At 66.0% G+C, this 21,618-nt stretch carries 20 protein-coding genes; 10 read left to right on the top strand and 10 right to left on the bottom strand.

All coding sequences use genetic code 11. From position 1 onward, the window contains the following. Positions 1-5: 5 nt before the first annotated feature. The 3 genes from G3446_RS16560 to G3446_RS16550 are packed head-to-tail and all read left to right on the top strand — an operon-like array spanning position 6 to position 2,613. Complete coding sequence (locus G3446_RS16560; RefSeq protein ID WP_164453941.1) at positions 6-1,388, top strand: AMP-binding protein; 1,383 nt, start codon at positions 6-8, stop codon at positions 1,386-1,388. Continuing rightward, entirely contained in the window at positions 1,385-1,690 is a 306-nt protein-coding gene (locus G3446_RS16555; RefSeq protein ID WP_164453940.1) for an ApeI family dehydratase, read from the top strand. The genes G3446_RS16560 and G3446_RS16555 overlap by 4 nt, the downstream gene beginning before the upstream one ends. Further along, on the top strand, positions 1,687-2,613 hold the full coding sequence (locus G3446_RS16550) for a lysophospholipid acyltransferase family protein (protein WP_342450142.1): 927 nt from the start codon (positions 1,687-1,689) through the stop codon (positions 2,611-2,613). The genes G3446_RS16555 and G3446_RS16550 overlap by 4 nt, the downstream gene beginning before the upstream one ends. Here G3446_RS16550 and G3446_RS16545 read toward each other — a convergent pair. Next, positions 2,577-3,365, bottom strand: a complete 789-nt coding sequence (locus tag G3446_RS16545; RefSeq protein ID WP_164453939.1) for a class I SAM-dependent methyltransferase — start codon at positions 3,363-3,365, stop codon at positions 2,577-2,579. The two genes, G3446_RS16550 and G3446_RS16545, sit on opposite strands and share 37 nt — an antisense overlap. A 223-nt stretch (positions 3,366-3,588) precedes the next feature. On the opposite strand from G3446_RS16545, the gene G3446_RS16540 reads away from it, so the two are divergent. The 4 genes from G3446_RS16540 to G3446_RS16525 are packed head-to-tail and all read left to right on the top strand — an operon-like array spanning position 3,589 to position 7,498. Beyond that, on the top strand, positions 3,589-4,926 hold the full coding sequence (locus G3446_RS16540) for an NAD(P)/FAD-dependent oxidoreductase (RefSeq protein WP_164453938.1): 1,338 nt from the start codon (positions 3,589-3,591) through the stop codon (positions 4,924-4,926). A 2-nt stretch (positions 4,927-4,928) separates the two neighbouring features. Then, positions 4,929-5,873, top strand: a complete 945-nt coding sequence (locus G3446_RS16535; protein WP_164453937.1) for a chorismate transformation FkbO/Hyg5 family protein — start codon at positions 4,929-4,931, stop codon at positions 5,871-5,873. Continuing rightward, positions 5,870-6,718 carry a MipA/OmpV family protein gene (locus G3446_RS16530; RefSeq protein ID WP_164453936.1) on the top strand — a complete coding sequence of 283 codons (849 nt, stop codon included), beginning with the start codon at positions 5,870-5,872 and terminating at the stop codon, positions 6,716-6,718. The genes G3446_RS16535 and G3446_RS16530 overlap by 4 nt, the downstream gene beginning before the upstream one ends. Further along, positions 6,719-7,498 carry a lysophospholipid acyltransferase family protein gene (locus tag G3446_RS16525; protein WP_164453935.1) on the top strand — a complete coding sequence of 260 codons (780 nt, stop codon included), beginning with the start codon at positions 6,719-6,721 and terminating at the stop codon, positions 7,496-7,498. Positions 7,499-8,234: 736 nt separating this feature from the next. Here the strand turns inward: G3446_RS16525 and G3446_RS16520 are convergent. The 9 genes from G3446_RS16520 to G3446_RS16480 form a co-directional block, all read right to left on the bottom strand. Further along, the gene (locus G3446_RS16520; protein ID WP_164453934.1) at positions 8,235-11,396 is read right to left on the bottom strand and encodes an efflux RND transporter permease subunit; all 3,162 of its coding nucleotides are present in this window, start codon (positions 11,394-11,396) and stop codon (positions 8,235-8,237) included. Beyond that, positions 11,393-12,772, bottom strand: a complete 1,380-nt coding sequence (locus G3446_RS16515) for an efflux RND transporter periplasmic adaptor subunit (protein ID WP_164453933.1) — start codon at positions 12,770-12,772, stop codon at positions 11,393-11,395. The genes G3446_RS16520 and G3446_RS16515 overlap by 4 nt, the downstream gene beginning before the upstream one ends. Next, positions 12,769-13,485 carry a CerR family C-terminal domain-containing protein gene (locus G3446_RS16510; protein WP_164453932.1) on the bottom strand — a complete coding sequence of 239 codons (717 nt, stop codon included), beginning with the start codon at positions 13,483-13,485 and terminating at the stop codon, positions 12,769-12,771. The genes G3446_RS16515 and G3446_RS16510 overlap by 4 nt, the downstream gene beginning before the upstream one ends. A 590-nt stretch (positions 13,486-14,075) precedes the next feature. Then, positions 14,076-14,501, bottom strand: a complete 426-nt coding sequence (locus G3446_RS16505; RefSeq protein WP_164453931.1) for a zinc-ribbon domain-containing protein — start codon at positions 14,499-14,501, stop codon at positions 14,076-14,078. 261 nt (positions 14,502-14,762) lie between these two features. Next, entirely contained in the window at positions 14,763-15,005 is a 243-nt protein-coding gene (locus G3446_RS16500; protein ID WP_164453930.1) for a BolA/IbaG family iron-sulfur metabolism protein, read from the bottom strand. Positions 15,006-15,025: 20 nt separating this feature from the next. Continuing rightward, a complete protein-coding gene (gene grxD / locus G3446_RS16495) occupies positions 15,026-15,340 on the bottom strand; it encodes a Grx4 family monothiol glutaredoxin (RefSeq protein WP_164453929.1) in 315 nt (104 codons plus the stop codon). Between the two features lie 56 nt (positions 15,341-15,396). Next, positions 15,397-15,807 (bottom strand): Rieske (2Fe-2S) protein, encoded by a 411-nt coding sequence (locus G3446_RS16490; protein WP_164453928.1) that lies wholly within the window; start codon positions 15,805-15,807, stop codon positions 15,397-15,399. A 3-nt stretch (positions 15,808-15,810) separates the two neighbouring features. Then, positions 15,811-16,215, bottom strand: coding sequence for a bacteriohemerythrin (locus G3446_RS16485; RefSeq protein ID WP_164453927.1), 405 nt, complete (start codon positions 16,213-16,215; stop codon positions 15,811-15,813). Beyond that, positions 16,212-16,439, bottom strand: a complete 228-nt coding sequence (locus tag G3446_RS16480) for a hypothetical protein (RefSeq protein WP_164453926.1) — start codon at positions 16,437-16,439, stop codon at positions 16,212-16,214. Before G3446_RS16480 ends, G3446_RS16485 begins: the two co-directional genes overlap by 4 nt. 387 nt (positions 16,440-16,826) lie before the next feature. Here G3446_RS16480 and G3446_RS16475 point away from each other — a divergent pair, with 387 nt between their 5' ends. From G3446_RS16475 to G3446_RS16465, 3 genes are all read left to right on the top strand, one after another. Then, positions 16,827-17,582 carry a glycosyltransferase family 2 protein gene (locus G3446_RS16475; RefSeq protein ID WP_164453925.1) on the top strand — a complete coding sequence of 252 codons (756 nt, stop codon included), beginning with the start codon at positions 16,827-16,829 and terminating at the stop codon, positions 17,580-17,582. A gap of 32 nt (positions 17,583-17,614) precedes the next feature. Continuing rightward, on the top strand, positions 17,615-20,473 hold the full coding sequence (locus G3446_RS16470) for a cation-transporting P-type ATPase (RefSeq protein ID WP_245232555.1): 2,859 nt from the start codon (positions 17,615-17,617) through the stop codon (positions 20,471-20,473). Positions 20,474-20,536: 63 nt separating this feature from the next. Then, positions 20,537-21,178 (top strand): arylesterase, encoded by a 642-nt coding sequence (locus G3446_RS16465; protein ID WP_164453924.1) that lies wholly within the window; start codon positions 20,537-20,539, stop codon positions 21,176-21,178. Positions 21,179-21,618 lie beyond the last annotated feature (440 nt).

Below are 21,618 nucleotides of genomic sequence, written 5' to 3'. Positions count from 1 at the left end.
GCGCCATGACCCAGCTCGCACTGCTCGCCCATCGGGACCCGAGCGCACCCATCGCCTACCGACATGGCCAAGCCATCAGCGTCCGCCGCTTCTTGACCGAAGCCCGGATACTGGCCGGGGCACTGCCCGCCACCGGCCATGTCATCAATGCCTGCGCAGATCGCTATCGTTTCGCCCTGGGCTTCGCGGCCTGTCTCATCAGCGGCCGCGTCAGCCTGCTGCCTCCCAGCCACATGGCCAGCGTGCTGGAGCAGCTTCGAGACTTCGCGGCCGACGCCGTGGTCCTCGCCGACACCGAGCATCGCGACCTGAGACTGCCGGTCTTCCCCTTCCCCAGCCTCGGAGAGCAGGTTTCCCCAGACAGGCACGAGCATGTCGAAATCCCCGCAATCCCTGCCGAGCAGCTGGCGACCTGGGTCTTCACCTCGGGCTCGACGGGCTGCCCGCAGCCGCACCGCAAGCATTGGGGGCTGCTGCGGAAGAATGTCGTGGGCGAGGTGCGGGCCCTCGGCTTCACGCCCGAAGACCCGGTGACCTTGGTCGGCACCGTGCCGCCGCAGCATATGTACGGTTTCGAATCCACGGTGCTGCTGGCCTGGCTGAGCGGCGGCAGCTTCGAGGCCTCGCGCCCCTTCTATCCGGCGGATATCGCCGAGGCGCTAGCGCGCTGCCCGACGAACAGCATGCTCGTCACGACGCCTTTTCATCTCGAAAAGCTGCTCGACGCCGAGCTCGCCCTCCCCAAGATCGGCTCACTCCTGTGCGCGACGGCCCCCTTGTCGGATGCCCTGGCGCGACGCGCGGAGGCCGAGCTCCAGGCCCCACTGTTCGAGATCTACGGCAGCACAGAGACAGGTCAGCTCGCCACTCGTCGGACGAGCCGCGAGACCGCCTGGACACTCTTTCCAGAGGTACGCCTAGGGCATCGCAACGGGCAGACTTGGGCCGAGGGTGGCCACGTCGAGATCGCCGTGCCGCTCGGAGACCTGGTCGAGCAGCTCGACGCCCGCCGCTTTCACCTCAAGGGCCGCAATACGGACCTGGTCAACATCGCTGGGAAACGCACCTCGCTCGGCTGGCTCAATCAGCAGCTGCTCGCGATTCCCGGTGTCGACGACGGCAGCTTCTACATCCCCGAGCAGGCCGAGCAGGCAGGAGCGTCCGCTGTGGTCAGGCTGGCCGCCTTCGTGGCGGCACCCGGACTCGGCGCCGATCATCTGCTCAAGGAGCTGCGCCAGCGCATCGAGCCCATCTTCCTGCCGCGCCCGCTCGTCCTCCTAGAAGAGCTACCGCGCAACTCGGTCGGCAAGCTTCTGAGGGCCGCCTGCGAGGGGCTTCTGGCCGAGCATGAGCGTGACAAGGACAAGCGCCACGGGAGACTCCCTTGACCCAGCAAGCGCGGATCAGAATTCCGCCTGGTCATCCTGCCTTCGCGGGGCATTTCCCGAGCCGCCCCATCCTGCCCGGTGTCGTGCTGCTTCAAGAGGCCGCAAGGCACATCGCCGATGGACTCGTTCTGGATGCCGAGCCCGTATGGGGGCTCAACCGTGTCAAGTTCTTCCAGCCGGCGCTCCCTGGCGACCAGCTCGACTTGTCCTGGAGCACGACCGAAACCGGCGATATCCGTTTTCGCATCGAAAGGACCGGCGAGGTATTGGCCGAGGGCGTGCTCAGGAGTGCTCGAACGTGAGCGAGGTCGAGTCCGCGACGCCCAGCGCCTGGACCCAGCACCCGGAGCGCAGCAACATGCTGATGCTGCGCATCATGACCTGGATCTCGCTCCGCCTGGGACGGCCGGCTGGGCGCATCGTGCTGCACGGCATCGCGCTCTACTTTCTCGCCTTCGCGCACAAGGCGCGCAGGGCCTCTCGCGACTATCTCAGACGGGCGCTGAAACATGACCCAACACTGGCGGAGCGCTACCTACACATCTTCACCTTCGCCGCCACCATCCATGACCGGGTCTATCTGCTCAACGACCGCCTTCAGCACTTCGACATCGAGATCCAGGGCGAGCCGCTGATCGCGGATCACGTTGCCTCCGGCAAAGGGGCATTGCTCTTCGGCGGCCACATCGGCAGCTTCGAGGTCATCCGCGCCCTGGGCCGCTCCCAGCCGGACCTGCGCATCGCGCTGGCGATGTACGAGAAGAACACCCGCCGCTTGAACGCCATCCTGGCCGCCATCAACCCTGAGGCGCAGCCCGATCTGATCGCACTGGGCAATCCGAGCGCCATCCTCGGCATCCGCGATCGACTCGACGAAGGCACACTGGTCGGCGTGCTCGCCGACCGCAGTTTCAAGGCCGAGAGCTGTCGCGAGATATCACTGCTCGGCAGGCCCGCCGCCTTTCCGGTCAACGCCTTCCGCATGGCGGCAGCACTGAGGACGCGGATCATCTTCATGGCCGGACTCTATCGCGGCGGCAACTGCTACGGCATCCGTTTCCTGCCCATCGCAGACTTCGCAAGCACGCCTCGAAGGGACCGGGAAGCGGCCATCGCCGAGGCCATGGAGCGCTATGTCGCGGCACTGGAGCAGTGCTGCCAGGATGCGCCCTACAACTGGTTCAATTTCTATCCCTTCTGGGAAGCGGCCGACTTGCACCCCTGATACTCGGAGAGGAAGCTCAGCGCAGGCGTGTCGATATGGCGACGCACGGACTGGAAGCCCGCTGCGCCGAGAACGCTCATCAGCTGCTCCGGCGGGGCGCAGACATCGATGGTGTCCCAGTAGTAGCGCCACAGCCGGGCGCTCTCGCGACGCGCACCACTGAGCCTTGCTAGGGTCGGGACCATGCCGCGGATGTAGGCCCGCAGCAGCCCTCGTGAGAGGCGACCCTCGGGGCGCGTGATCTCCAAGATGCAGAGCCGGCCGCCCGGCCGCAGGACCCGATGAAATTCGCGAAAGGCGGCCGAGAGATCGCCAATGTGGCGCAGCGCATAGCCCATGGCGATGAAATCGAATGAAGCGTCCGCAAAGGGGATGCGCTCGGCGCAGCCCTCGACCAGCCTCACCCCGGGGAGCGATCGCGCGAGCGCCATCATGCCCGGGCTAGGGTCGACCCCGGTCGCGCGCGAGGCATCGCCGAGCACGCGCACCGCCTGCCGCAGCAGGATGCCGGTGCCGACGCCCATGTCCAGATAATCCATTCCGGGTGCAAGTCCCGCACGCAGCAGCGCCTGACGCCTGTACCAGCCGCCCGAGCCCAAGGCGAGCAGTGCCTCGATCCGATCGTAATCCGGCGCGGTTCGATCGAAGATGTCGCGCACGAAGGCCGCGCGCTCCACTTCGCTGCGGTAGTAATGCGTCAGGGGCGGGTGCGGCGCCACGATCTGCGGCTGCGTCTCGCAAGGCTCTGTCATATCACGTCCTAGGCGGTCTTGGGCTCGAGGATGTCGCGCATTTTAACGCCCGGGGCACCCCTGGGCTCGGCTCGGCGCCTTGGGGTATAGTTACGGATACGAACGCTGATGTCTTGCATTGCGCGATCTTCCAGCGGTCGCCCCAGTCCGTCCAGCCAGTGCGAAGCGCAGTCGAGGGGTCCTAGGCCTCCCGCCCGCCCTGACCACCCGAGGAGCCCCAGCGATGCCAGAAAGTCGGACGACCGAGCCGGATCGGCCAAGCTGCGACGTCCTCGTCATTGGGGCGGGTCCCGCGGGCTCGACGGTTGGGGCCTTGCTCGCACGCCAAGGCCACAGCGTCACCATCCTGGAAAAGGACCACCACCCCAGATTCCATATCGGCGAGTCGCTGCTGCCGGCCAACCTGCCCCTCTTCGACCGCCTTGGCGTGGGAGAAGAGATCCGTGCAATCGGCATTCGCAAGAACGCCGCGGAGTTCATCTCTCCCGATCACGGCCAGATGCAGCGTTTTTCCTTCGCCGAAGGCTGGGACAAATCCCTCACCCACGCCTATCAGGTGAGACGCTCGGAATTCGATCAGATCCTGGCCAGAAACGCCGTGACGTGCGGCGCGACCCTGGTCGAAGGCTGTCGCGTCCGAGCGGTCGACGTTTCCCAGGACGCAGTCGAGATCGAGGCACGGCAGGAGGATGGCACGACCGCGCAGTGGCGCGCGCGCTTCCTCATCGACGCCTCGGGCCGCGACACCTTCATGGCCAACCGTCTGCGCGCCAAGTCGCGCAATCCCCATCACAACAGCTCGGCGCTCTACGGCCACTTCAGGGGCGTTGAGCGCAATCCGGGGGACGCCGAGGGGAACATCAGCATCTACTGGTTCGATCACGGCTGGTTCTGGGTCATCCCGCTCGCCGACGGCGCCACCAGCGTGGGCGCCGTGACCTGGCCCTACTACATGAAGGAGCGCAAGGGTCGAGCGCTGTCGGCCTTCCTGCTCGACACCATCGCCCTCTGCCCGCCGCTCGCCGAGCGGCTCGAGGGTGCCGAGCTGACGGATCTGGTCGAGGCCACCGGCAATTTTTCCTATTCGACGGACCACACCTACGGCGACCGCTATATCCTGCTCGGCGACGCCTACGCCTTCATCGATCCCGTGTTCTCGTCCGGCGTCATGCTGGCCATGCAGGGCGCCTTCTTCGGTGCGGAGGCCGTCGATACCTGTCTGCGCACCCCCGCACAGAGCCGCAAGGCGCTCAAGCGCTTCGACCGCGGCATGCGCCATGGCCCGCGCGAGTTCTCCTGGCTCATCTACCGCATGACGAGCCCGACGATGCGCAATCTCTTCATGGCGCCCCGCAACCTGCTACGTGTCAAGGAGGCCCTGCTGTCCATGCTCTCGGGCGACATCTACGGCAAGACGCCGATCTGGCCATCGCTCTATCTCTTCAAGCTGATCTATTACCTCTCCGCCCTGCGCGATTGGCGCAGCACCCGAGCGGCCGCCCGAGCAAGGCGCACACAGATCCAGCCTGTCGAAGACAGCGGCACAATCGCCGAGGCCTGAGCATGGGCTTAGATGAGCGTCGCGCCATGACGCGGGAGTCAGCCGCCGAAGTGCCTGAGCTCACCACGCTGGCGCCAGAGCGCGCATGGCGGCCGGCACTTCAGCTCACGGGCTGCGCCCAGCCTCACACCTGGGAAGCCTTACAGTGCTGGGAGGGCAATGGGCTCCTCTTCGGCGCCTTATCCCAAGAAGAGCATCCTCGGGCGATGCGGGATGCGCGAAAACCTGCTCTCGAGGACGCGGCAGAGGCCGCCTTTCGCGCGATCTTTCGCTGCATCGACGCCAAGGGCTACCCCCATTTGGTCCGTGTCTGGAGCTATCTCCCGCGCATCAACGTCCTGGAGTCCGGCCTGGAGCGCTATCGCCAATTCAATATCGGGCGGCAGGACGCCTTCGCGGCGAGCGGGCGCAGCTTGACCGAGCACTTGCCCGCGGCATCAGCCCTGGGCGGCCAAACACAGAGGCTCCAGATCGGCTTTCTCGCGGCCCGGGCACCAGGACGCTCGCTCGAGAGCCCCCGTCAAGTCAGCGCCTTCCGCTACCCCGAAGACTATGGACCACGCAGCCCGACCTTCGCGCGCGCAGCACTCATCGCACACCAAGATGATGCCGCGCTCTTCATCTCGGGAACAGCGGCCATCCTGGGCCATCGCAGTCTGCACCCAGGCGATGCCTCCGCCCAGACACGCGAGACCATCGTCAATCTGCGGACGATGATCGCGGAGGCGAACCGGATTCAAGGCACACAGACTTTCGTGGCGAAAGGATTGGAATACGTGATCTATCTGAGAGAGCCAGCCGACCAGAGCACCGTCGCCGCCGAGCTCCAGGCCTGGCTGCCCGGCCACACGCACTGGCATTTCATGCAGGCCGACATCTGCCGGCGCGAGCTGCTGATCGAGATCGAGGCCATGGGCCTGGCGCGGCTGGAGGATGTCCGTCCATGACACTCGGCTTCGGGAGATACCTCCTCGCCGGCATCGCCTTCTCGCTCACCGCGCTGGTCGGCGAGCCCAGGGCGCAGACTGAGAAGCCCCTCTGGGAGGCCGGGCTCGGTGCAACTGTGCTCAGCTTCCCGGACTATCGCGGATCGGATCACCAGCGCAGCTATGCGCTGCCGATGCCCTATTTCGTCTACCGCGGCGAGATCTTTCAGGCGGACCGCGACGGGGTGCGCGGCGTGCTCTTCGACAATAGGATCGCCGAGCTCAACCTGAGCGTCTCGGCCTCGCTGCCCGTCGACAGCGACGGCAATGACGCGCGCCGCGGCATGTCCGACCTCGATCCCACCTTCGAGATCGGCCCCAGCCTGGAAATCCATCTCTGGCGCTCACCCGACCAGAGGATGCTGCTCGACCTGCGCCTCCCCCTGCGCAAGGCCATCGCCGTTGGCGGAAACTTCCGCGACGCGGGTCTCGTCTTCACCCCAAAGATCAACCTGGACATCGAGGACCCGCTCGGCTTCGCCGGCTGGAATCTCGGGCTGCTCATCGGCGCCGACTATGGCAACCGGCGCCAGCATGCCTACTTCTACGACGTCGCCCCAGCCTTCGTCACCCCCGAGCGCCCCGCCTACCGAGCGGACGGCGGGTTTGGCGGTCTCAAGGCCATCGCCGCCCTCTCGAAACGCTTCGACCGCTTCTGGGTCGGGTGCTTCGCCCGCTACGACAGACTGGAAGACGCCGTCTTCGCCGAGAGTCCACTCGTGCGCCAAGACCACGCCTGGGCAGCCGGAATCGGGATCGCCTGGATCATCGGCCAATCCCCAGAGACCGTTCGAGTGCGCGACTAGATGTCGAATGTCGTCGAGCGAGACACAGGTCTCGGCCGCTTTCCCAAGGCCTACGCCTACTTCTGTCTCTACTTCGGGCTCTTCGCCCTCGCCCTGATCTGTCTGACATGGACCCCCTTCGCGCTGGTCCTCCAGGCATTGCTGCCGAAGCAGATTGCGCGCCCCGTCGGACGGCGCGGCATCACCTATGGCTTCCGGCTGTATCTATGGATCCTGACTGCGGTGGGCGCCTGCCGCTTCGATCTCAGCGCGCTTGACCGGCTCCGGGACGCCGGCCCCATGATCCTGGCCCCCAACCACCCCAGTCTGCTGGATGCCGTCATGATCATCTCGCGGCTACCGAACATCGCCTGCATCATGAAGGCGGAGCTGATGGGAAATCTCCTCCTCGGCGCCGGGGCACGTCTGGCGGGCTACATCCCCAACAAGCATCCGCGCGCCATGATCAAGGCCGCCTGTCGGGACCTGGACCAGGGCGGCCAGCTCCTGCTCTTCCCCGAAGGCACGCGCACGACCCGGCCGCCCATCAATCCCCTGGTACCCGCGACCGGCGCCATCGCCCGGCTCGCCGAGGTCCCCGTGCAAACGATCCTCATCGAGACGAGCTCGGCCTTCCTCGCCAAGGGCTGGCCCTTGTTCCGCTGCCCAGAGATGCCGCTGCAGTATCGGGTGCGGCTCGGACGTCGGCTCGATCCTCCCGGCAAGGGTCAAGACCTCGGCCCAATGCTGGAAGACTACTTTCATGGCGTGCTGTCGACTAGACAGGCAGGCGCCCGCTGAATGGCAGCTGGTCTAACTCGGCCTCGCGCGGCTCGGCAAGGCGGTCTGCGCCATGGATCCAAGCGCCCAGGAGATCGACTGCAGATGGCGTTAGGTGATTTCCGGGAAACAGATTCCCCGGATGGGCAAAGCGCAGCGTGCCCATCGTCCAGGCGCCCGAGCGACCTGGGTGGGCACGCCCCACAAACGTCTTCCCCATACGTGCCGGCGTGCCAGGGGCTTTGCCCATCCGACTGGAGGCGCTGTTCTGGGTAGGATCATTTCAGGAAATCACCTAAGTGCTCTCGATGCTAGGCTCGATACTGGGCTCGCGGCTCACCTCGACCCAGGCGGGACTCCCACACCCGCTAGCACGGGCGGCCTTGTCAGGCCCCACCGCCCCCGATTTCTCTCCCGATTTCTCCCGCTGACTCGGCGGCCATGTCGGCGTTCGCGTGGCACGCAGCTCACGCACTGTCTTCATCCTAATTGGAGCAGTCAGCTACCAGCTACCAGCTACCAGCTACCAGCTACCAGCTACCAGCTACCAGCTACCAGCTACCAGCGGAGGCCTATCATACAGTTGCCGAATTTTCTGGCCGATCAGCCGCTCGCCCCTTGGGTGACTCAGCGAAGACCTGAAAGCAGCTCCGAAACAAAGCTATGAGCTGGCTGCTGGTGGCTGGCAGCTCTTTCTAGGCTCATGTGCCCTAGCGCTGGTGAGCCGCGGCCTGAAGAAGGCCGACAGCGGATGCCGCTACGCGCGAGCCTCTTGGACCGTCGGCGCGTTACCGTCCGCCTCCGCCTCCAGTGCCCCCAGCGCCCCAAAGTCATCGAGGATGACGTAGACCGCCGGCACCAGGAAGAGCGCCGCAATGGTGGCGGTGACCAATCCGAAGGCGAGGCTGGCGGCCAGCGGGATCAGGATCTGCGCCTGTAGGCTCTTCTCCAGCAGCAGCGGAGTCAGGCCGGCGACGGTGGTGATGGAGGTCAGCAGGATGGGGCGAAAGCGGGCGCGACCGGCCTGTTTGGCGGCGTCGATGATGGCCATGCCGCGCCGGCGCTCCTGGCGGATGAAGGTCACCAAGAGGATGCTGTCGTTGACGACGACGCCGAACAGCGAGGCCATGCCGACGATGCTGGGCATGGTCAGGTCCAGCCCCAGGGCCATGTGGCCGAGCGCGACGCCGATGAACGCCGTGGGGATCACCAGCATCACGGTGATGGGCGCCAGATAGCCGCGGAATTGCAGCGCCAGCAGCATGTAGACGCCGATCAGGCCGAGCAGGACGTTGCGGCCGATGGATCGGCCGGTCTCGGCGGATTCCTTGCTCTCGCCCTCCACGTCCAGGTGCACGCCCGGGAAGCGCTCCAGCAGGCCGGGGATGAACTCGGCGCGGGCCTGACCCAGCAGCTCTTGGGCGTTGGCAAGCTCACGATCGACGTCGCCCTGCACCGTGACCGCGCGCTGGCCGTCGACGCGATGGATGCGCGCCCAGCCGCGCACCTGCTCGACCTCGGCCAGGTTGGCGAGCGGGATCAGCGCGCCGTCGCGGCCGGTGACGGCGAATCGCTCCAGATCGGCCGGGCCGGTGCGGTCGCCGGCGTCGATGCGCAGGTTGACCTCATAAGTCTCGGCGCCGAGCGGGAACTCGTCGATCTTCACGCCCTGGAAGGCGGCACGCAGTTGCTCCGAGACCTGGCGGGCGTCCAGACCCAGCACGCCGGCGTCGGGCTTCAGCCGCAGCCGGTATTCGCGCTTGCCGGGGCGCAGGTCGTCGGTGAGGTCCTGCACGCCGGCGAAGCGGTTCAGATAGGCTTGCAGTGCGTTGGACGCCGCCTTGAGCTGGTCCAGGTCTGCACCCACCAGACGCAGATCGATGGCGCGTCCGCCGGGGCCGATGGCGGGCTCGGTGTACTTGATGCCGATGACGTCCGGCCGCTCGCCGACCGCGGCACGCCAGGTGTTGAGCACCTCGCTCAGCGCGGCATCGCGCTCCTCGGCACCGAGCAGGTCCGCGACCACGCGCGCCACATGCGGACCTGTCTCGTAGGCGTCCGGGTTTTCGCCGTAGATCACGGTCACCGATTGCACCAGATCCTGCTGCCCAGGCTGGCGCTCTCGGAAGACGTCGTTGACCTCGGCCAGCGCCGTCTCGACCCCTGCCACGACGGCCTCTGTGCGTGCCAGCGGGGTACCCTGGGGCAACAGGATGCGGGCCTCGATGACGTCGCCGTCCAGGTCTGGGAAGCCGACGAACTTGAGCTTGCCGCCCACCGGCATCGCCACCGCGATGATGAACAGCATCAGCACCAGGCCGACGGTGAGATAGCGGTAGTCCACCGCAAGGTCGAGCAGCCGGCCGAAGGTCCGGTCGCGCAGGCGGCCGAAGCCGCGCTCGAAGCCCTGACGGAAGCGCGATGGCCGTTGCCCGTTGCCAGCTGGGCCCCCATGGGCGCGCTGATGCGCCAGCGAGTGATTCAGATGGTGCGGCAGGATCAGAAAGGCCTCCAGCAGGCTCACCGAGATCACCAGGATCAAGACGATGGGCATGATGCGCAGGATCTGCCCGATCTCCCCGGAGATGAACGCCAGCGAGCCGAACACCAGCAGCGTGGTGGCGAACGACGACAGGATGCCAGGCGCCACCTCGCGCGAGCCCTCGATGGCGGCCCGCGCCGGGCTGTCGCCCTTGGCCATGCGCGCGGCGATGTTCTCACTGATGACGATGGCGTCGTCCATCAGCAGGCCGACGCCGATCAACAGCCCCACCATCGAGATCATGTTGATGGTGATGCCGAAGGCGGGCAGCAGGAACAGGGCGCCGAGGAAGGACACCGGCAGCCCCATGGCGACCCAGAAGCTGTAGCGCAGGCCGAAGAACAGCCACAGCACCAGGAACACCAGCGCCAGACCCTGCACGCCGTTGCGGACCAGCATGTCGAGCCGGTCCTGGACGATGGAGGCGCGGTCCTGGGTCAGGTGCAGCGCGACGCCGGCCGGCGTTGCCGCCTGCTCGGCGACGACGAAGGCGCGGACCTGCCCGAGCAGGTCGAGCACGTCTTGGTCGCGGGTCTTGGCGATGTCCAGCACCGCGGCGCGCTGGCCGTCGAACAGGATCTTGTCCTCGTCGCGGTCGAAGCGGTCGGTGATGGTCGCGATCTCGCCGAGACGGATGCTGGCGCCGCCGGCGCCGGAGATAACCACCAGATCGCGGAAGTCTTCCGCGCGCTTGCGCTGATCGTCGAAGCGTAGCAGCAGGTCCTCGGCGCCGCCCTCGAGCCGCCCCGCCGGGCTGCCGAGGCTCTGCCAGCCCACGGCATCGGCGATGTCCTGCGCGGACAGGCCGTACTGGCGCAGCCGCCAGGCCGGTACCTCGATGCGGATGTGATGGTCCGAGAAGCCGACGACGCTGACCTCGGCGACCTCGGTGCCGGCCAGTATCCGGTCCTTGAGGTCCTCGGCGTAGGCCTTGAGGTCGACCGGGTCTTGCGGCCCGGTCACCGCCAGCGAGATCACCGGCTCGGTGCGGCCCAGCTCTGTGATCACCGGCAGCTCGACCTGGTCCGGAAAGTCGTCGATGGCGTCCACCTCGGACTTCACGTCGTCGAGAAAGCGCATCATATCCGCGCCCTCGCGCATGACCGCGGTGGCGGTGCCGATGCCCTCGCGGGACTCGCAGCGCAGCTCATCGAGATCTGTGATGCCCTCGATGGCGTCTTCCAGGCGTCGGCACACCGCGTCTTCGACATCCTCTGGCGTGGCGCCGCGGTAGATCAATTGCACCTGGACCTTGTCGTTCTGGATCTCCGGCAGGGTCTCGCGCTGTAGGCCCGGCAGGGCGGTGAGGCCAAGGATCATGATGGCGGCCATGAGCAGGTTGGCCGCGGTCTGGTGGCGTGCGAACCAGGCGATCATGGCGCGACTCCGAGGGCTTGCAGTTGCTCGGCCAGCTCGATATCCACTTGCGGGTCCAGCAGCATGCCGTCGACGGCGGGCACCAGGTCCGACAGCACCACCCGCTCACCGGGCTCGAGACCAGAGGCGATAACGCTGTTGCCGTCCTGGTCGAACAGCACCTCGACCGGCCGGCGGCGCAGGCGCTGCTCATCGTCGACGACGAAGACGGCGCCATCGCGCACCGCCCCGCGCGGCACCAGCACCCGCGGCCCACGGCTGCGCCCGCGCAGCACCACCTGCACGAACATGCCCTTGGACAGCGGCGGTCGCTGGCCGGGGATGATCTGGTCATAGGGCCGGTCGACGGCCACCACCACGCCCATGGTGCGGGTCTGCGGGTCGACCTCATCGTCCATGCGCACGAACTCCGCCTGCCATTCGGCCACGGCATCGCCGAGATCCAGCCGCACCAGCGGATTGAGTCCCGCGAGCTTGGGCAGCAGCGCGTTGAGCTGGGTCGGATCGACCACTCGGCTTGCGGCCTGCCGAGGGTCTGGCGGCTGATCTGACGCCCAGTCTGGTGTCAGCCCCTCGGCGGGCAGGTCCAGGAACAGCCGCCGCAGCGCGTACAGCGGCACCTGGATGTCCATCTCCACCCTGTCCACCGAGTCGCCCTCGAACAGGGTCTGACCGACGCCGACGTACTGATCCGCCTCCACGCCCAGATTGGCGATGCGCAGATCGAACGGCGCCCGGATCTGGGTGCGCTCCAGGTCCCGCTCGGCGCGCGCCGCCTGGCTCTCTAGCACCCGCCGCTGGGTCGGGATCAGGGTCAGTTGGTTGCGCAGGTTCTGCACCGCGCTGTTGCTGGTCAGCGCGGCGCGCTCGGCCTGATCCACATCACTGTCGGAGACCGTGCCCCGTGTCCCGAGCTTGCGCAGCCGCTCCAGCTCTTGGTTGGCGAGGTCGCGATTGCGCTCCTCGATCTCCAGCGATGCACGGGCGTTTTGCTCCTGCACCTCCAGCTCCGCCAGCTCGGCCTGGGCCTGTGCCAGGGCCAGCTCATAGTCGATGGGATCGATGCGGATCAGCTCGGTCCCCGCCGCCAGAATCTCGCCGTCGCGCAGCCGCGGGTGGATCTCGATGATGCGCCCGGACACCTGAGCCACCGCCTTCCAGACCCGCGCCGGGCGCACCGGCCCATAGCCCTCGGCGCTCGGTGCCAGCGCCACCGCGGGCGCCTCGATGACGCGCACGGGACGCGCCGTTTCGCCCTGCTCGGTCTGCGCCGGCGGCTCGCGGCCCTGGGCCATCCAGACCAGGATGCCGATGCCGATGGCGATGGGCGGCAAGATCAGCCAGCGGTGCTTGCGGACGGGGCGCTCGGTGCTCATCGGTCTGCTCCTGAATGGGGTGGCAGGGGATGGGATGGGAGGGGATTGGAGCCGAGCGCTTGGTAGTCCAGCGCGGCCTTGGTGATGACGCACAGCAGCGCCTGGATCTGCGCCACGTCCTCATCTGTGTAGGCATTCCGGCCGAGATGGCGCAGCATCGTCGTGCGCGCGGCGCGGAAGGCGATGGTCGGCCCCGTCAGCGCATGTGCCACCAGGCGGCACTCGGTATCCACCTCCTCCAGGCCGCGGGCGCCGGCAACCAACTTGGCCATGACGGCGTGCATCGGGCCGAAGAGCTTTTCGTAGAGCACATCGAAGGCCTCGGTGGGCTGGTTTTGTTCGCGAAAGATGAAGCCCGGCGCGTCCTCGCTGAGCGGACCGGCGATCAACCGCAGCGCGAAACCACTCACCAACTGCCCGAGCATCCGCTGGCAGTCGGCCGCGGACGCGCTGGGCAGCGCCTGCTCGATGCGGTCCAGTTGTTCGCCTATGCCCTCGCCGAGCTGCTCCGCCAGGTAGGCGGCCGTGGCCAGGTAGAGCTCGCGCTTGCCGCCGAAGTGATAGGAGATCGCCGCCACGTTCGCCCCGGCGTCCTGCACCAGCTGGCGGTTGGAGACCGCGTCGTAGTCGTTGTGCCCAAAGGCGCGCAGGGCGCTGCGCAGCAAGCGCTGGCGGGTGTCGGGCGTTTCGGGATTCGCGGATCGGTCGGGCACGATAGCTCCCAAGCTGGGCACGGGGATGCAGGAACCTGCGGCAGGTGGCCTAACAGTAGATCAATCGATTGATTGAATCAAGCCGCAGAGATCAGGAGACTCCGGGGAAAGAGACCGGGCACATCCGGTGCGGCGGACCTCGCTTACCTGCTTCACCCCGCCGGACGCGGCCTGGTGGGACGACTTCTACACGCCGATGGCGCGGCGCATCGATCGGCCGCGCCGCACCTAGGCCCAGGATGAAGAAGCCTTGGACATCCTCGATCAGCGTGCAGAGGAGCCCGCAATGCATGGTCGCTCTTCGGACCACATCTCGCCGATGACATGAAGCCGGCTCGGTCGGCAACAGCCTTCGAGCCTGTCGCTAGCCGGGTCGCACGCAACCATTGGGCGCCCCATGCCTTCAGACACCGAGCGCTGCGGTGTCCCGGCAGGGGTGGCCGCACAGCACCATGGAGCCGGTGTTGCCGAGCAGGGCGCGCAGGCTGTTCTTGAGGACATGGGAATCTGGATTGACTGAGGCCCTGGGCCCCAGGTGCTGGTCGAGAACCTGATCGCGGGATCGACCGGATGCGCCCCAGCCACCGCAGCTACTTGGCGGACCGACGCAGCTTCCGTCGAAAAAAGGCCTCGTTCGGATGGCGGGGTCGAGCCGCCATTGCCTCCATGTGACGCTTCTGAGCCACTTTTTGGTCACGAATGCGCTTGCGGCAAGCGCGGCAGCGGACCGCGTAGGAGTCGATGTGCCCTTTGGCCGCTTCATACCACCATTTTTGCTGCTGGGCGGTCCAGATCTCCTCGCTGCCACAGTCGCGACAGACGAACGCCCGATCGACGTAATAGTCCGGGAGCAAGCCATAGGTGTTATTGTGGCTGAGCGCGCCATGGTCCGCCGCGACCGCCCCTAAAGGAGTTTCGCCGAGGCGCGGCTTGGGCTGCAGGCGCATCTTGAGTCTTTGCGCCCGTTTCACCCGCTTGGCCTTGATCTCTGCTCGACGCTGTCGGTTGCTCTTCATGGGCGCGCGCTCTCCCGGGTGAGCGGTCGATGGTGATGCACCAGCCGGATGATCAGACTCGCCGACGATCAGATCCCCCAATGAGACGTAGGGATGCCTTTCCCCAGATCGGTGCCAGGCGAGCAGCTTCAGCTCGAGGCTGAAAGCGGCGCGCGACGGCAGATCAGCCCCCAGCCTGGCTGTTCTGCCTCCGCCGATCGCCCGGCACCGCTGATGAGCGCGCGCGATCAGCCAAAAGGTCGCGGCGGATCTGTCTTCGCCTCAGGAGGACTCCGCGGCCTTCTCTGCCGGTGTCTTGGCCTTGATCGTCAAGGCGTGCATTGCGCCGGACTGCAGCTCGTCCTTGAACAGGGCCAAGATCCCCTTTTGGCGCTGCAGCAGGCTCTGTCCGGCGAAGCCGTCGCTCAGGATGTGAATCTCGAAGTTGCAGTCGGCCCCGGCGATGTCGATGGTCGCGTCCGGGTATTGGGTCCGAACGCGCGTGACGATGTCGTCTTGATGCATCTGTGATCCTCGGTCTGATATCAGGCTGTCGCGTCTTTCAGCATCGGCAGCAGCTCGCCACTCGCGAGCATGGCCTCAATGATATCGCTTCCGCCGATGATCTCGTCCTTGATGAAGAGCTGCGGGAAAGTCGGAAATTCCGAGACCTCGGGCAGCGCCTGCATAAAGGCCGGCGCGGCCAGGACATCGACATAGGCGAATTCGACCCCGGTCGACTGCAGCGCGGCCGCGGCCTTCGCGGAGAAGCCGCAGCGCGGCTCGCCTAGTGTGCCCTTCATGTAGAGCACGACTGGATTTTCCTCGAGCTGCTGGCGGATCTTGTCGGTGGTTCTCATCGGAAGTCCTCTCTGCGGGGAGTTGGCAGTTGTCCGCGCGGTATTTACCGGCGGGATCAAGACTGGCTGGGCTCATCGAGGGCCTTCACACGCTTGTCGACGATGAAGACCTGCCCATCGATCTCGGTGGACCGCAGCGCCTCGAGGCGCTCGCCGGCATATAAGACACTCAAGGACTCACCCGTCCCCGGATCATAGACGATACCGTGCATGGAGCAGCGCAGGTGCCCCTGGTCTGCATCGAAGACAGCGTCGTGCATGCAGTCCAGACGCCGCACCATGTGCACACATTGATTCAAGTAGGCGTGGACCTGGCCGGCGTACCGCAGCACGATGGCGGTCTGCCGCTCCTTCTTGAACAGGAGGGGGATGATGCGATGCTCCCGATCACGCAGCTCGGCGCTGTCACAGACCAGGAGCTTGCGTCTCTCACGCGCTGAGGCACGCTCGGCTGCGGTCGTGTCCATCGCTCAGGAGCCCGACTTTGCCTTCAGGTGCGCGGCCAGGGCGCTGTCCATGGTCGCCGCATGCACCGCAAACCAGGTCGGCAGCTGCTCGCGCACATAGGCGCGACCCATGGCCACCTGGACCGGCGTCGAGCGCTGACCGATGGCCCAGAGATCCCCGAGCACACGCTGGTGATCGGCGCGATGCTCCTGCAGCGCCGGACATCGCGTCTCGGTCATCTGCTGCTCTTCGCCGTCGAAATGTGCCTTGGTGTGCTCGACAAGGCGCGCGAACAGCTCTAGAAAGCCGGCTTGATCGGCCTCGGCCATGGCATTGACCAGGGCGATAAACTCGCCGTGAACGCGATCCATCTCCTGCACACCCAGGTGAAACCGGGCGTCGTCCGGATCGATCAGGGCGGCGCTCATTGCAGTTGCTCCCGGCGATGGTTGATGGTCTTAGAGAGCTTGCGAGCGACATAGCTGGCGAATTCCTCGCTGTTCTCATAGCCATGCTCGATCGCCAGATTCGCCAGTGCGTCGAGCGCGTCCCGCAGTCGGGCGATCTCGCTCAATGATCGGCCGCAGGTCAGACACCGCTCGCCATTGTCGCGACAGGCATCTTTACCATGACAGGGCTGGAAGCGGGCCATGGCTCAGCAGCCTCCGACAGGGGCGAAGGCCTGCCGGCCAACGCCGCGGCGGCGCGCTTCGGCGCGGCCCGTGGCATCGCTCGGCTCGGCGGAGACGTCCCTGCGCAAGCGGCCCAAGACAGAGACGACGCCTGTCCGCCCGGCCGGTTTGGATCTGTGGGTTGGTGTCATGCGATCGATTTTCCCTGCCGTTGTGCGTTGGGCACTGGCAAGCAAAGGACACGCCATGAAGAGGAGCCTCATCTTTTCAACGACTTCGCCATCTGGGCGGTACCATCTACCAGGGCGCCTCGTCGCGTTCGCGACAAAAACAGAACCGAGGGCGTGCATCGACGACAAGGGCGATGCGCGTAGGCGCCGACAGCAGAAACCGACCCAGGAGCCTTTATGACTCGGGTGACGAGCATCGTCCTGATCCCCAGCTACAACACCGGCCCCATCCTCTACCAGAGCGTTGCCGCGGCACGGGCCCAGTGGCCCGAAGTCTGGGTGGTGGTCGACGGCAGCACGGACGGCACGGCCGAGGGGCTTCGGCAGCTCGCCGAAAATGACGCAGGACTCAGGCTCATGGTCTTGCCGACGAACAGTGGTAAGGGCGCTGCGGTGCTGTACGGCCTGAGCGCCGCCGCTGCCGAGGGTGTCTCCCATGTGCTAACCATGGATGCGGACGGCCAGCACCCAGCCGAGCTGATTCCGGCCTTCATGCAAGCCGCTGCCGAGCACCCGGACTGCATGATCCTCGGCAGGCCGGTCTTCGACGCGAGCGCACCCTTGCTGCGGGTTCGCGGCCGCCGCGTCTCGAATTGGTGGGCAAACCTCGAAACGCTCTGGATGGGGATCGGTGACTCGCTGTTCGGTTTCCGGGTCTACCCGGTTGCGCCCCTGCTCGACATCATGCGCCGGCAGCGCTGGATGCGTCGCTTCGACTTCGATCCCGAGGCCGTCGTCAGACTCGCCTGGCGCGGCGTTCGCCCCATCAACCTCGACGCGCCCGTGCGCTATCTGAGCAAGGACGAGGGGGGCAGCTCGCACTTCGACTATTGGCGCGACAATGTGCTATTGACTTGGATGCACACCCGTCTCGTCCTCGGCTTCGTCGCGCGCCTGCCCTGGCTGCTTCGGATGCGCATGGCACGCCCATAGCCCTGAGAGATTCAATCAGGAGTCGTCCCGACATGACTGATGATGCCAGCTCCACCTCGATGCTCCCTGCGCTGGACTGGCCGCTCGCCCTGGCGATCCTGCTCGTCTGCGCCCTTGCCGTCGGTCTGATCTTCTGGCGCCGAAGACGCGCCGCCAATCTCTCACCCCAAGCTCCAACCGAGTCGGCTCAAGCAGACCGCTCCTGGCACCACATCCCAACCGAAGCGGTCTTGGCTGCCCTGGAAACCGCCGAGCAAGGGCTCAGCTCCGAGGACGCCCGCAGACGCCTCGATCACTATCGCCCCAACAGCCTTCCGGAGGCCAAGCCGCGCAGCGCACTGGAGCGCTTCCTAAGCCAATTCAGCAACATCCTCATCTACGTGCTCCTGGCGGCGGGTGTCGTGACCACACTACTGCAGCATTGGCTCGACGCCAGCGTCATCTTCGGCGTCGTCATCATCAATGCCGCGATCGGCTTCGTTCAGGAAGGCAAGGCGGAAGACGCCCTGCGCGCCATTCGCGGCATGCTCTCGCCGCATGCCATGGCCTGGCGGGACGGCCGCCTCCTCACGCTCGACGCCGCGGATCTCGTTCCTGGCGATCTGGTGCAGCTGCAATCAGGCGACAAGATCCCCGCGGATCTGCGCCTGCTTAGGGTCAAGGGGCTGCAGATCGAAGAAGCGGCGCTGACCGGCGAATCCGTGCCCATCGACAAGGCTGTCGCCGCCCTGCCCCGGGAGACAGCGCTGGCGGACCGCCTTTGCATGGCCTATTCCGGAACCCTGGTGACACATGGCCAGGGCGCGGGCATCGTGGTCGCCACCGGCGCCAGCACCGAGATCGGCCGGATCAGCGCCTTGGTCGCAGGAGTGGAGCAGCTCACCACCCCACTCCTCAGACAGATGGCGCAGTTCGGCACCTGGCTCACCATCGCCATTCTCGCGCTCGCGAGCGTCACCTTCGCCTTCGGTGTCCTGGTGCGCGACTATCTCGCCTCCGAGATGTTCCTCGCCGCCGTCGGACTCGCCGTGGCGGCGATCCCCGAGGGCCTCCCCGCCATCATGACCATTACCTTGGCGATCGGCGTCAGGCGCATGGCGGGGCGCAACGCCATCATCCGCCGATTGCCGGCGGTGGAAACGCTGGGCACCGTGGGGGTGATCTGCTCGGACAAGACGGGGACGCTGACGCGCAACGAGATGACCGTCCGGCACGTCGTCACCGCAGACCGCGACCTGACCTTCAGCGGCGCAGGCTATGACCCACACGGCGCCATCTACTGCGACGGCAAGACCTGCTCACCACTGGAAGACGGCGTTCTGAGCGAGGCGCTGCAAGCCGCTCTGCTCTGCAACGACGCCACGCTGGAGCTCGCCAACGACGAATGGCGCGTTCATGGGGACCCCATGGAGGGCGCGCTCGTCGTCGCCGGGATCAAGGCGGGACTGGACCCGGAGACCCTCGCCAAGGCGTTTCCCCGCTCCGACCTCATCCCCTTCGAGTCCGAGCACAAGTTCATGGCGACGCTGCATCACGACCATTCGGGCGCGGCGGCCATCTTCGTCAAGGGCGCCCCCGAGGCCATCCTGGACATGTGCGGGCACCAGCGCAGCCAAGCCCAGCTGACCGCCATCGACCCTGACTTCTGGCTGCGGAGGATGGAGGCGCTGGCCGCGGAAGGGCAGCGCGTGCTCGCCATCGCGGCCAAGTCTCTGGACATGCAGCCGATGGAGCTGAACTTCGAGGACTTGGAGGAAGGACTCGTCCTGGTCGCGCTGGTGGGGCTGATCGACCCACCGCGCACCGAAGCGATCGCCGCGGTGGAGGCCTGCACCCGGGCAGGGATCCGCGTCAAGATGATCACCGGCGACCATGCCGCGACCGCGAGGGCCATCGCAGGCCAGGTCGGGCTACGGAATTCAGACAGGGTCCTCACCGGCCGAGACCTGGACGCCCTGGATGAGGACGGCCTAGAACAGCAGGTCGCGGACGTCGACGTCTACGCCCGTGTCACCCCCGAGCACAAGCTCAGACTGGTGCGCTCGCTCCAAGAGCGCGGACAGGTCGTCGCCATGACGGGAGACGGCGTCAATGACGCCCCGGCACTAAAGCGCGCCGACGTCGGCGTCGCCATGGGCATCAACGGCACCGAGGCGGCCAAGGAGGCCGCCGAGATGGTGCTCGCGGACGACAACTTCGCCTCCATCGCCAACGCCGTCGAGGAAGGCCGCACCGTCTACGACAACCTCAAGAAGGCCATCCTCTTCATCCTGCCCACCAACGGCGGCGAGGCCCTGGTGGTGCTCGGCGCCATCCTGCTCGGCTTCCACGAGTTCCCGCTAACGCCGGTGCAGATCCTCTGGGTGAACATGATCACCGCCGTCACACTGGCGCTTGCACTCGCCTTCGAGCCACCCGAGCCCGGCGTCATGAATCGCTCGCCCCGCAACGCCCGCGAGCCTGTGCTGACGCCACTCTTCCTCTGGCGCATCGGCTATGTCTCCATCATCCTGATGGCGGGCACCTTCGGTCTCTTTCTCTGGGAGCTGGCCCAAGACGCCAGCATCGAGGCGGCACGCACGGTCGCCGTCAACACCCTGGTGATGTTCGAGATCTTCTACCTCTTCAACTCCAGATACATCAGCGCGCCCGTCCTGAGCCGCGAGGGCCTTTTGGGCAACCCCTATGTCCTCCTGGCCGTCGGGCTTCTCTTGCTCTTCCAGCTGGGCTTCACCTACCTGAGCCCGCTCCAGGCACTCTTCGGCACGGCCGCCATCGACCCGCTGGTCTGGGTCCGCATCGTGCTCGTCGCCTCGACGGTGCTCTTCATCGTCGAGGCGGAGAAGGCGGCAACGCGTTGGCTCAAGCGATCGCGCGAGCAGCTTGCCTGACAGTCGCACGACGGGGATAGAGACGATCGGCCCGGCAAGACTCCAAGCATTGGCGGAGATTCAATGAAACCATCAAGTCGCACTGGGCGCGCCGAGCACTTCCGAGCGCTGAGCGCGCTAATCCTGCCCGCCATCCTCGCCCTGCTGCTGGGCTGCGAGCAGCCGCGCCTCAGCCCCATTCCTCCCAATGGGACATTGCTCGCCTTCGGCGATAGCCTGACCTATGGCGTGGGCACAGATCCAGCGCACAGCTATCCGAGCGTGCTGGAGCGCCTGAGCGGGCGCCGCGTGATCAATGCCGGTGTCTCCGGTGAAGTCACCGCGGATGGCCTCCCCCGCCTGCGGGGCCTGCTCGCGCAGTCCCGTCCGGATCTGCTGCTTCTGCTGGAAGGCGGCAATGACATCCTGCGCAATCGCGATCCCCAGGCCACCAAACGCAACCTCGCCGCCATGATCGAGCTCGCCGAGGCGAATGGCATCGAGGTCGTCCTGATCGGCCTGCCGGAGAAGCGTCTGTTCTCCTCGACCGCCCCCTTCTACACCGAGCTCGCCGAGGAGTACGACCTCGTCTTCGAGGACGATCTCGTCGCACAGCTCATGCGCCGAAGCCGCTACAAGTCCGACGCGATCCACTTCAACCAGGAGGGCTATCGAGCCATGGCCGAGTCCATCCATGATCTGCTCGTTGAAGAAGGTGCCTTGTGAGCGCGATAAGCCAGCACTGAGGATCAGCGTAGGGAGTGCGATTTGGGCTTTTTCACGCACTTTTCGGTCCCGCATCCAGGTATTCAACGAGCCCCTGAAGTTGAGGCTCTCCCGTTTGCTCTGGGGTTGTGATATCTTTAAAATCAATGGCTTGCCTGCTGCTTTCCGCTAGAACCCCATTCGGACGCCGTTCATAATGAAGTTTGACCCGGACACCCTTCAGACGCTGTTGAACCTACCCGATATCGTCGTTGATCGCGTTGTGCTCGGCGAGCGCAAGACGCTCAAAGTCTATGTTCATAGCACGCTTGAAGGGACACGCCAATGCCATGGACTTAGCGCCTAAAGCTATGATTATGTTACAATAATGCGTCTTCACAGGAACCTTGTAGGAGCATGCCGATGAAGCGTTGCAACGCTATCAGTCTCAACACCGAAGA

The sequence above is a fragment of the Thiorhodococcus minor genome, from assembly GCF_010820565.1.
In the GTDB taxonomy this organism is placed as follows: domain Bacteria; phylum Pseudomonadota; class Gammaproteobacteria; order Chromatiales; family Chromatiaceae; genus Thiorhodococcus; species Thiorhodococcus minor.
The sequence above is the reverse complement of the archived record's forward strand: the minus strand, read 5'-3'. Positions and strand labels throughout refer to the sequence as shown.

Coding starts and splice junctions, on each gene's coding strand:
- G3446_RS16560 (WP_164453941.1), top strand. CDS start 6: ATGACCCAGCTCGCACTGCTCGCCCATCGGGACCCGAGCGCACCCATC.
- G3446_RS16545 (WP_164453939.1), bottom strand. CDS start 3,365: ATGACAGAGCCTTGCGAGACGCAGCCGCAGATCGTGGCGCCGCACCCG.
- G3446_RS16540 (WP_164453938.1), top strand. CDS start 3,589: ATGCCAGAAAGTCGGACGACCGAGCCGGATCGGCCAAGCTGCGACGTC.
- G3446_RS16535 (WP_164453937.1), top strand. CDS start 4,929: ATGGGCTTAGATGAGCGTCGCGCCATGACGCGGGAGTCAGCCGCCGAA.
- G3446_RS16530 (WP_164453936.1), top strand. CDS start 5,870: ATGACACTCGGCTTCGGGAGATACCTCCTCGCCGGCATCGCCTTCTCG.
- G3446_RS16525 (WP_164453935.1), top strand. CDS start 6,719: ATGTCGAATGTCGTCGAGCGAGACACAGGTCTCGGCCGCTTTCCCAAG.
- G3446_RS16520 (WP_164453934.1), bottom strand. CDS start 11,396: ATGATCGCCTGGTTCGCACGCCACCAGACCGCGGCCAACCTGCTCATG.
- G3446_RS16515 (WP_164453933.1), bottom strand. CDS start 12,772: ATGAGCACCGAGCGCCCCGTCCGCAAGCACCGCTGGCTGATCTTGCCG.
- G3446_RS16505 (WP_164453931.1), bottom strand. CDS start 14,501: ATGAAGAGCAACCGACAGCGTCGAGCAGAGATCAAGGCCAAGCGGGTG.
- G3446_RS16500 (WP_164453930.1), bottom strand. CDS start 15,005: ATGCATCAAGACGACATCGTCACGCGCGTTCGGACCCAATACCCGGAC.
- grxD (WP_164453929.1), bottom strand. CDS start 15,340: ATGAGAACCACCGACAAGATCCGCCAGCAGCTCGAGGAAAATCCAGTC.
- G3446_RS16490 (WP_164453928.1), bottom strand. CDS start 15,807: ATGGACACGACCGCAGCCGAGCGTGCCTCAGCGCGTGAGAGACGCAAG.
- G3446_RS16485 (WP_164453927.1), bottom strand. CDS start 16,215: ATGAGCGCCGCCCTGATCGATCCGGACGACGCCCGGTTTCACCTGGGT.
- G3446_RS16480 (WP_164453926.1), bottom strand. CDS start 16,439: ATGGCCCGCTTCCAGCCCTGTCATGGTAAAGATGCCTGTCGCGACAAT.
- G3446_RS16475 (WP_164453925.1), top strand. CDS start 16,827: ATGACTCGGGTGACGAGCATCGTCCTGATCCCCAGCTACAACACCGGC.
- G3446_RS16470 (WP_245232555.1), top strand. CDS start 17,615: ATGACTGATGATGCCAGCTCCACCTCGATGCTCCCTGCGCTGGACTGG.
- G3446_RS16465 (WP_164453924.1), top strand. CDS start 20,537: ATGAAACCATCAAGTCGCACTGGGCGCGCCGAGCACTTCCGAGCGCTG.